The organism is Inquilinus sp. YAF38, from assembly GCF_052113205.1.
Taxonomy (GTDB): domain Bacteria; phylum Pseudomonadota; class Alphaproteobacteria; order DSM-16000; family Inquilinaceae; genus Inquilinus.
The window spans coordinates 1-9,543 of sequence record NZ_JBFRCU010000148.1 but is presented as its reverse complement, the minus strand read 5'-3'; the positions used below and the strand labels follow the sequence as shown (position 1 = coordinate 9,543).

Sequence of the window (9,543 nt, the reverse complement as noted above, 5' to 3'; positions counted from 1 at the left end):
GTGCTTCGCGGCCTCGCCGTGCTGTGGGACCTGGCGCCGGACGACCCGCGCCTGCTCGAGGTCGCGGCCGGGCTCGGCGCCGACGTCCCGGTCTGCCTCGCCGGCCGCACCGCCTGGCTCGGCGGCGTCGGCGAGCGGCTGGAGCCGGGACCGGACCTCGCCGGGGTGCCGATCCTCCTGGTCAATCCCGGCGTGCCGCTGTCGACGCCCGACGTGTTCCGGGCCCGCAGCGGCGGCTTCTCGGCCGAGGCCCGCTTCGCCGAGGCGCGGCCGACTCTGGAGCGGCTTTGTGCCCTCCTGGCCGGACGTGGCAACGACCTCGCCGCGCCGGCGACGTCCCTGGTGCCGGTGATCGGCGAGGTGCTGGCGGCGCTGTCGGCACAGCCGGGCTGTCGCCTGGCCCGGATGTCGGGCAGCGGCGCCACCTGCTTCGGCCTGTTCGACAGCCCGGCCGCGGCGAAGGCAGCCGAGACGGCGCTGGCCGGCTGCGGCTGGTGGGCCGCGGCCGCGGCTCTGCTGTAACCGGTCGCAGCCTGCCGGAATGATCCGCGCTGGCCGGCCGAAGCCCGTGCTGGTATGAAGCGCGGTCGCGCGGGATCGACCGATCCGCGGGATCAATAGGTGCAGCCCGCCATCGCGGCGGCTGCTGGGAATGCGGATGACCGACGCTCTTTCCGCCGCGTCCGCCCGGCCCGGATCCACGCGATCCGCCGGCTGGCTGCGGCTCGACACCCCCCAGGGGGCGATATTCTGGCTGATCCTGCTGGGCGGGCTGCTGCGGCTTGCCTTGGCCTGGGCGCTCGGCTACGGCAACGGCGAATCCTATTACGTCGCCACCGCCCGCTTCTGGGCGCTCAGCTATTTCGACCAGCCGCCGCTGTTCCTGTGGCTGACCCACGCCATGATCGGGCTCGGCGATGCCGAACTGTGGCTGCGCCTGCCCTATGTGCTGATGTTCGGCGTCTCGACCTGGCTGATGTACCGGCTGGGCGCCTACCTGTTCGGCGCCTGGGCCGGGGTCTGGGCGGCGCTGCTGCTGAACCTGTCGGCCGTGTTCTTCCTCAGCGTCGGCAGCTGGGTGCAGCCGGACGGCCCGCTGTTCCTGTTCCTGCTGGCCGCGGCCTACTGCACGGCAAGGGCGGTGGTGCCGGAACCGCAGACGCTATCGCCCGGCGCCGCCTGGGGCTGGTGGCTCGCCGCCGGACTCTGCTTCGGCCTGGCGCTGCTGTCGAAATACCACGCCGTGCTGATGATGGCCGGGCTGCTGCTGTTCCTGCTGACCACCCCCGGGCGGCGGCGCTGGCTGGCCCATCCGGCACCCTGGATTGCGGTCGTCATCGCCTTCGCCATCTTCTCGCCGGTGCTGATCTGGAACGCCGAGAACCAGTGGGTGTCGTTCCTGTTCCAGAGCGGCCGCAGCTCCGGCGGGCGCTTCCGGCCCGACTGGCTGGGCCAGAACATCGGCGGCCAGGCGATCTGGCTCCTGCCCTGGATCTGGCTGCCGATGATCTGGGTGTTCGGCGCCGGGCTGTTCCGCGGCCCGAAGGACCTGCGGGCCTGGTTCCTGGTCAGCCTTGCCATCATCCCAATCGTGCTGTTCACCGCGGTCGCCTCCTGGGCCAAGGTCGGCGCCCATTTCCACTGGCAGGCGCCGGGCTATCTGATGCTGTTCCCGCTGCTCGGCGCCGCCACGGCGCGGTGGCTTGCGGCCGGCAGCCGTCCCGCCCGGATCTGGCTCAAGGCGTCGGCCATCGCCACCGTGGTGGTGCTGGTGGTGCTGGGCAGCCACGCCGCCACCGGCTGGATGCGGGCGCTGCCCTATCTCGACCGCAACACCATCGAGAAGGACCCGACGCTGGAGGGGCTGGACTGGACCGATCTGCGCGCTGCGGCGCAGGAGCGCGGCTGGTTCGACCGGCCCGGCCTGTTCGTGGTCGGCACGCAGTGGCACCAGGCTGGCAAGATCGACGTCCAGCTCGGCGATCGGCTGCCGGTGCTGTGCCTGTGCGAGGACCCGCGCAACCTGGCCTTCGGCTGGGACCAGATGGATTTCGCCGGCCATGACGCGGTGATCATCGGCCAGGACGAGTTCCTGAAGAAATTCGACGAGCGCTGGCGGCCGTATTTCGCCTCGGTCGAGCCGCAGCCGGACATCATCGTCCACCGCGGCGGCCGCGCCGAGCTGACGCTGCACGTCTACACCGCCCGCGGCTTCAAGGCGCCCTGGCCGCTGCCGCTGCCGCCGAACGCACCGTGGGAAACGGCCAAGTGATGCGCTACGAGCTCGCCGTGGTGGTGCCGACGCTGAACGAGGTCGGCAATGTCGGCCGCCTGGTCGAGCTGCTCGACGCGGCCCTGGCCGGGATCGCCTGGGAGGTGATCTTCGTCGACGACGATTCGACCGACGGCACCGCCGAGGCGGTCTACAAGATCGCCGAGACCCGGGACAATGTCCGCTGCCTGAAGCGGATCGGCCGCCGCGGCCTGTCCTCGGCCACGGTCGAGGGCATGATGGCGACCGGCGCGCCCTATCTCGCGGTGATGGACGCCGACCTGCAGCATGACGAGACGCTGCTGCCGAAGATGCTGGCGCGGCTGAAGGCCGAAACGCTCGACATCGTCGTCGCCAGCCGCTTCCTGCCGGGCAGCGACCTCGGCACCTTCTCGGAGAAGCGCGAGCGCCTGTCCGGCCTCGGCATCCGGCTCGCCCGCATGGTGGTGCCGCGCGAGTTGACCGACCCGCTCAGCGGCTTCTTCATGCTGCGCCGACCGCTGATCGAAGAGGTCGCGGACCGGCTGAACGGGCAGGGCTTCAAGATCCTGCTCGACATCTTCGCCTCGGCCAGGCGCCCGCTGCGCTTCGCCGAACTGCCCTTCGTCTTCCGCAGCCGGCTCAGCGGCGAAAGCAAGCTCGACTTCGCCGTGAGCCTGGAATTCCTGATGCTGATCTTCGACAAGGTGCTGGGCGGGACAATCCCGGCCCGCTTCATCCTGTTCGTCATGGTCGGGCTGTCCGGCGTGGCGGTGCAGCTGGCCCTGGTCGGGCTGTTTCTGCACGCCTTCGACTGGGACTTCTACTGGGCCCAGGCGGTGGCGACCGTGGTGGCGATGACCTCGAACTTCGCCCTCAACAACCGCATCACTTATCGCGACAAGCAGCTGCGCGGCCGCGACTTCCTGCGCGGCCTGCTGTCCTTCTACGCCGCTTGCGCCATCGGTGCCGTGATCAGCCTGCAGGTGGCGGAGTTCCTGTTCGAACAGCACCTGCCCTGGGCGCTCGCCAGCTTCCTCGGCGCCGCTCTGTCCTCGGTCTGGAACTTCGGCGTCACCTCGACCTTCACCTGGAGCAAGCGCGTCCGCACGCGGACCCAGGCGGCCGGGGAATAGCGGCCGCCTGGGAGCGCGGTCAGCACATCGCCGGCTCGGTTTCCCGGCGGAACGACCGGAACAGCTCGCCGACGCTGCGGGTGCCGGTCTCGACCAGGTCGAAGCGGCGACCGAAGCGGATCCAGTCGACCATCAGCCCGACCATCAGGCAGGTCAGGGTGCTGGCCGCCACGTCGGGCGGCCAGGCCGGGCTCAGCCGGCCGGAGTCCCGCGCCATGGTGAAGGCGTGGCTCATGGTCGCCCGCATGTGGTCATGCGCCTCGCGCTGCCGGGCCAGCGCCGCCAGCATCTCGCCAACATACTCGCAGCGGCAGGTCAGGATGGTGAAGACCCGCTGGCGCTGCTCATCCTCGGTCAGGGCGATGAAGCTCTCGACCATCGCCTGCTCGACCAGAGTCAGCGGGTCGGGATGGCCGTCGGCCATCGCCCGCTCGACGATGTCCTCCGCCGGCAGCTTCACCCGCTCGTGCAGCGCCTCGAACAGCTCGACCTTGTTCTTGAAGTGCCAATAGATGGCGCCGCGGGTGACCCCGGCGGCGTTGGCGATCAGCTCCAGCGAGGTGCGTGACACCCCGTCGACGAAGAACAGCCGCTCCGCTGCGTCCAGAATCTTCTGCCGGGTCTCTTCCGCCTCGGCCTTGGTGCGGCGTGCCATGTCTCTACTCCTCTCCCCCTTTTTTCTCTTCACATACGTCCAAGTATGTATATAAATCCATCCCTGCATGATGTCCCGGAGGCCCTGGGATGTGTGCGGTGCAAAACGTTCCGACAGCAGGAAGGGGTTGTCGTGAGCTCAGCCATCCGGGATTCGGGGTGCGCCCCGACATTGTTCCGTCGTTCCGGAGACCGGCTGCAGCGTCTCTCCCGATAACAACTCTTAATATGTCGGCTCGGCCTCCGCCATTGCCTGGGCGGCCAAGAGCAGGCATTCTGAGAATGTGCCGATAGGGCGGTGTTGGGGGGCGGGTGAAACGTCTTGGGGTCTTCCACATCCAGAAACATACATTCTGGAATGTATGTAAGGCAATCCTGCGCTGCCGCCCGTCGTTGAAATTTATTGTGCAGTGCGGAAAACTCTGAGGCAAAGGTGCGGTCACCGTGAGCAAGACGTCATCACTTCGCGCCGTGGCATTGGCCGTCACCCTGGCCGCCGCGCCGATTCTTGCATCTTGCAACGAAAACACTGGTGAAGCCCAGGCCCAGACGCAATCCGCGCCGCCGCCGCCGGAGGTGACGGTGCAGGAGGTGGCGACCGGTCCGGTGCCGCTGACCTACACCTATGCCGCCCGCGTCTCCGCCTTCCGCGAGATCGAGGTGCGCGCCCGCGTCGGCGGCATCCTGCTGAAGCGCGACTACACCGAAGGCGAGCGGGTGGCGGAGGGGCAGGAGCTGTTCCGCATCGACCCCGCCACCTACCAGGCCGAGGTGGCGCGCACTCAGGCCCAGTTGCAGCAGGCCCAGGCCCAGCTCGCCAACGACCGCATCAACGCCGATCGCGCCGCCAAGCTGTTCGCCGCCCGTGCCGGGTCGGAGCGCGAGCGCGACGACGCCGCGGCCCGGGTACGCACCGACGAGGCGGCGGTCGCCGCCGCCCAGGCGCAGCTGCAGACGGCGCAGCTCAACCTCGACTACACGACGGTGACGGCGCCGCTGGGCGGCATGACCAGCATCGAGGAGGTGCCTGAGGGCAGCCTGATCAGCGCCAACGGCCTGCTGACCCGGATCACCCAGCTCGACCCGGCCTATGTCAGTTTCTCCTTCAGCGATGCCGATTTCTCCGAGATCCGGCGGCTGCTCGATGAGGGCAAGGCCGACGGGCCGAAGGACCGCCGCTTCCCGGTGTCGGTCAAGCTCGGCGACGGGCGGACCTATGAGCATGGCGGCACCATCAACTTCACCGACAGCATCGTCGACGACCGGACCGGCACGATCCGCGCCCGGGCGATGCTGCCGAACGCCCAGGGCATCCTGATGCCGAACCAGTTCGTCCGGGTCACGGTCGGCGGCCTGGCGCTGAAGCAGGGCATCGTGGTGCCGCAGGTGGCGGTGATGCAGGGCCCGCAGGGTCCCTTCGCCTATGCGCTGGGCGAGGATAACAAGGCCGAGGCTCGGCCGCTGACGCTGGGCCGCGAGGTCGAGGGCGGCTGGCTGGTCGAGGCCGGCCTGAAGGCGGGCGACCGCATCATCACCGAGGGCGTGATCAAGGTCCGGCCGGGCAGCCCGGTGCGCCCGTCCGAAGCCAAGGTCGCGCAGGTGAGTCCGTGATCTCCCGCTTCTTCATCGACCGGCCGGTCTTCGCGGCCGTCCTGTCGATCGTCATCACCCTGGCCGGGCTGGTGGCGATGCGGGTGCTGCCGATCGCGCAGTATCCGCAGATCGTGCCGCCCGAGGTGACGGTCTCGGCCAGCTATTCCGGCGCCAGCGCCGAGACCGTGGCCCAGACCGTCGCCGCGCCGCTGGAGCAGCAGATCAACGGCGTCGACAACATGCTGTACATGCGATCGACGAACACCGGCGACGGCACCATGACGCTGACCGTCACCTTCAAGATCGGCACCGACCCCGACCAGGCGACGATCAACGTCAACAACCGCGTCCAGCGCGTGCTGCCGACCCTGCCGCAGGAGGTGCAGCGCACCGGCGTGCGCGTCGACAAGAAGTCGAGCTCGATCCTGCAGGCGGTGATCCTGCACGACGAAAGCGGGCAGTACGACCCGATCTACCTGAACAACTACGCGCTGCTGAACGTCATCGACGACCTCAAGCGTGTGCCCGGCGTCGGCGACGCCACGCTGTTCGGCGCCGGCAAGGACTATTCGATGCGGATCTGGCTGCGGCCGGACAAGCTGGCGCAGTACAGCCTGACGCCCAGCGACGTCTCCGCCGCGATCCGCGAGCAGAACGCCCAGTTCGCCGCCGGCCGCTTCGGCGAGGAGCCGGATGCGAGCGGCCTCGCCTTCACCTATTCGGCGACGACCGACGGCCGCCTGCCGAACGCCGAGGCGTTCGAGAACATCATCCTGAAGTCGGACCGCAACGCGGCGACGCTGCGGCTGAAGGACGTGGCGCGGGTCGAGCTCGGCGCCCAGGCCTACAACTCCGCCGCCAACTACAACGGCAAGCCGGCCGCGGCGATCGGCATCTACCTGCAGCCCGGCGCCAACGCGCTGGAGACGGCGGCGGGGGTGAAGGCGCGGATGGAGGAGCTGAAGCAGGCTTTCCCCGACGGCATCACCTACGCCATCCCCTATGACACCACCCGCTTCGTCCAGGTCTCGATCGACGAGGTGATCAAGACTTTCATCGAGGCGATGGTGCTGGTCGTGCTGGTGGTCTTCGTCTTCCTGCAGAACCTGCGGGCGACGCTGATCCCGGTGATCGCGGTGCCGATCTCGATCCTCGGCACCTTCGCCGGGATGTACATCCTCGGCTTCTCGATCAACCTGCTGACGCTGTTCGGCCTGATCCTCGCCATCGGCATCGTCGTCGACGACGCGATCGTGGTGCTCGAGAATGTCGAGCGCATCATGCGCACCGAGAAGCTGCCGCCGAAGGAAGCGGCGCGGAAGGCGATGGACGAGGTCTCGGGCCCGGTCATCGCCATCGTCCTGGTGCTCTGCGCCGTGTTCGTGCCGGTCGCCTTCATGGGCGGGCTGGCCGGCGAGATGTACCGCCAGTTCGCCGTCACCATCGCGGTCTCGGTCACCATCTCCGGCATCGTCGCGCTGACGCTGACCCCGGCGCTGTGCGCCCTGATCCTCAAGCCCGGCCACCACGAGCCGGCGCTGCCGTTCCGCTGGTTCAACCGGGTGTTCGACGGCATCACCGCGGCCTACACCGCCGGGGTACGCTTCTTCCTCAAGCGCTTCGCCATCGGCCTCCTGCTGTTTGCCGGCTTCGCCGGGGTGGCCGGCTACCTGTTCCAGAAGATCCCGGGCTCGCTGGTGCCGGACGAGGACCAGGGCTACCTGATCGTCGCCGCCTTCCTGCCGCCCGCCGCCTCGCTGGAGCGGACCAAGACGGCGCTGTCCGAGGCGACCCGGAACATCCGGCAGCACCCGGCGGTCAGCGAAAGCATCGACGTGCCCGGCTTCGACTTGCTGTCGGCGGCGCAGAAGACCTATGGCGGCGTCGTCTTCGTGCCGCTGAAGGACTGGTCGCAGCGCACCGACCCGGCGCTGGACGCGCGCAACCTGCCGGGTCCGTTCATGGGCATGAACGCCGGCATCAAGGACGCGATGGTGCTGGCCTTCAACCCGCCGCCGATCATGGGCATGAGCACGACCGGCGGTTTCGAAGCCTATGTCCAGGACCGCACCGGCGCCGGCTATCCGGCCCTGGCCGCGGCGACGCAGAAGCTGGTCGAGGCCGCGGCCAAGCGGCCGGACCTGGCCGGCGTGCGGTCCCAGTTCAACATCGCCATCCCGCAGTACAAGCTCGACGTCGACCGCGAGAAGGCGCGGGCGCTGGGCGTGCCGATCTCGTCGATCTTCGAGGCGATGCAGGCCACCTTCGGCAGCCTCTACGTCAACGATTTCACGCTGTACGGCCGCAACTACCGGGTCAGCCTGGCGTCGGAAGGCAGCTTCCGCCAGCGGCCGGAGGATCTGAAGCAGGTCTTCATCCGCGCCGATGGCGGCGCCATGATCCCGATCGATGCGCTGGTGAAGAGCCGGCGGGTCGTCGGCCCCGACCAGGTCGAGCGTTTCAACATCTTCTCGGCGGCGAAGATCATGGGCGGCCCGGCCCCGGGCTTCTCCTCCGGCCAGTCGATCGCGGCGATGGAGCAGCTGGCCAAGGAGGTGCTGCCCCAGGGCTACGCCCTGGCCTGGACCGGCTCGGCCTTCCAGGAGCAGTCGACCGGCGGCTCCGGCAACCAGGCGCTGCTGTTCGGCCTGGTCATGGTGTTCCTGATCCTGGCGGCACAGTACGAACGCTGGTCGCTGCCGATCGCGGTGCTGACCGCCGTGCCCTTCGCCCTGTTCGGGGCGCTGGTCGCGGTCTGGCTGCGCGGGCTGCAGAACGACGTCTACTTTCAGATCGGCCTTGTCACCCTGATCGGCCTCGCCGCCAAGAACGCGATCCTGATCGTCGAGTTCGCGGTCTTGAAGCGCGAGGAGGGGATGAGCGCCTTCGACGCGGCGCTGGAGGCGGCGAAGCTGCGCTTCCGGCCGATCGTCATGACCTCGCTGGCCTTCATCCTGGGCTGCCTGCCGCTGGCCATCGCCAGCGGCGCCGGCTCGGCCAGCCGCCATTCCATCGGCACCGGGGTGATCGGCGGCATGCTCGCCGCCACCGTCATCGCCACCTTCTTCATTCCGATGTTCTACCGGCTGATCGCCTGGCGCGATCGCAATCAGCCGGCAGCGGAAACGGGGCCCGCCTTCCCCCAGGCGGAGCATCCGTGAGACGGGGCCGCCCCACGGCCCCGTCTCGGTCCCGGTCGTCATTGCTGCCCCTCGACGACCGGGACTCCTAAGCGGACGGGGCGCGGACCGCAACCCGCGCCCCGTCTGTCGCATCCTCCAACTCAGTCCGACACACCGGCCTTGCGCAATCGCGACGCGACCGAGCGCGACCGGCTGGTCTGGGCCCAGCCCAGGGCGGAACGGCCAGTGAAATCCTGCAACCGCGGGTTGGCGCCGCCTGCCAGCAACGCCTCCACCGCCGGCAGGCTGCCGCCACGGGCCGCTGCCATCAGCGGGGTGAGGCCCTCGCGGTTGGGGCGGTTCGGGTTGGCCTTGCCGTCCAGCAGCGCCCGGACGATGCCGGCGTCGCCGGTGTCCGCCGCCCAGAACAGCGGCGTGTTGCCCAGCGAATCCGCCAGGTCCGGCTGGGCGCCGAAGCGCAGCAGCTCGCGCACCAGCGCGGTGCGGCCGTCGCGGGCGGCGATCACCAGCGCGGTGCGGCCGTTGAGATCGGTCGCGTTGGGCGGCGTGCCGCTCAGCAGCAGGGTGCGGACCTTGTCGACATCATTGGCGTCGACCGCCTGGATCAGCTCCGGCGCCCGGCGCAGCACGTCAATCTCGGCCACGGCCGGGCCGCTGAGGGTGAGAAGCAGCGCCGCGGCGGCGCAGATGCCTCGTCTCATCTCGTTCCTCCGGCTGGCCCGCCGGCCCGGCGGGCTCGGGCGCGAGCTTATACCGCGCCCCGCCA

General features: G+C 69.3%; 6 protein-coding genes and 1 pseudogene. 5 read left to right on the top strand and 2 right to left on the bottom strand.

Annotation, left to right across the window (positions count from 1 at the left end; genetic code table 11):
- From AB4Z01_RS34875 to AB4Z01_RS34865, 3 genes and pseudogenes are all read left to right on the top strand, one after another.
- A pseudogene (locus tag AB4Z01_RS34875) lies at positions 1-522 on the top strand (4-(cytidine 5'-diphospho)-2-C-methyl-D-erythritol kinase); the annotation flags it as partial.
- Between the two features lie 136 nt (positions 523-658).
- Positions 659-2,272: a glycosyltransferase family 39 protein gene (locus tag AB4Z01_RS34870; RefSeq protein WP_441701260.1), complete on the top strand. Its 1,614-nt coding sequence runs from the start codon at positions 659-661 to the stop codon at positions 2,270-2,272.
- Positions 2,272-3,387, top strand: coding sequence for a glycosyltransferase (locus tag AB4Z01_RS34865; RefSeq protein WP_441701258.1), 1,116 nt, complete (start codon positions 2,272-2,274; stop codon positions 3,385-3,387). Before AB4Z01_RS34870 ends, AB4Z01_RS34865 begins: the two co-directional genes overlap by 1 nt.
- A gap of 19 nt (positions 3,388-3,406) precedes the next feature.
- On the opposite strand, the gene AB4Z01_RS34860 is transcribed toward AB4Z01_RS34865, so the two are convergent.
- Positions 3,407-4,042: a TetR family transcriptional regulator gene (locus tag AB4Z01_RS34860; protein ID WP_441701256.1), complete on the bottom strand. Its 636-nt coding sequence runs from the start codon at positions 4,040-4,042 to the stop codon at positions 3,407-3,409.
- A 581-nt stretch (positions 4,043-4,623) separates the two neighbouring features.
- On the opposite strand from AB4Z01_RS34860, the gene AB4Z01_RS34855 reads away from it, so the two are divergent.
- Both AB4Z01_RS34855 and AB4Z01_RS34850 read left to right on the top strand, forming a co-directional pair.
- The gene (locus AB4Z01_RS34855; protein ID WP_441701254.1) at positions 4,624-5,652 is read left to right on the top strand and encodes an efflux RND transporter periplasmic adaptor subunit; all 1,029 of its coding nucleotides are present in this window, start codon (positions 4,624-4,626) and stop codon (positions 5,650-5,652) included.
- Positions 5,649-8,795 carry an efflux RND transporter permease subunit gene (locus tag AB4Z01_RS34850; RefSeq protein WP_441701253.1) on the top strand — a complete coding sequence of 1,049 codons (3,147 nt, stop codon included), beginning with the start codon at positions 5,649-5,651 and terminating at the stop codon, positions 8,793-8,795. The genes AB4Z01_RS34855 and AB4Z01_RS34850 overlap by 4 nt, the downstream gene beginning before the upstream one ends.
- Before the next feature lie 122 nt (positions 8,796-8,917).
- Here AB4Z01_RS34850 and AB4Z01_RS34845 read toward each other — a convergent pair whose 3' ends face one another.
- Positions 8,918-9,478, bottom strand: coding sequence for an ankyrin repeat domain-containing protein (locus AB4Z01_RS34845; protein WP_441701251.1), 561 nt, complete (start codon positions 9,476-9,478; stop codon positions 8,918-8,920).
- Positions 9,479-9,543: the final 65 nt, after the last annotated feature.

Excerpts from the sequence above, each read along its gene's own strand:
- AB4Z01_RS34870 (WP_441701260.1), top strand. The coding sequence starts at position 659 with ATGACCGACGCTCTTTCCGCCGCGTCCGCCCGGCCCGGATCCACGCGA.
- AB4Z01_RS34865 (WP_441701258.1), top strand. The coding sequence starts at position 2,272 with ATGCGCTACGAGCTCGCCGTGGTGGTGCCGACGCTGAACGAGGTCGGC.
- AB4Z01_RS34860 (WP_441701256.1), bottom strand. The coding sequence starts at position 4,042 with ATGGCACGCCGCACCAAGGCCGAGGCGGAAGAGACCCGGCAGAAGATT.
- AB4Z01_RS34845 (WP_441701251.1), bottom strand. The coding sequence starts at position 9,478 with ATGAGACGAGGCATCTGCGCCGCCGCGGCGCTGCTTCTCACCCTCAGC.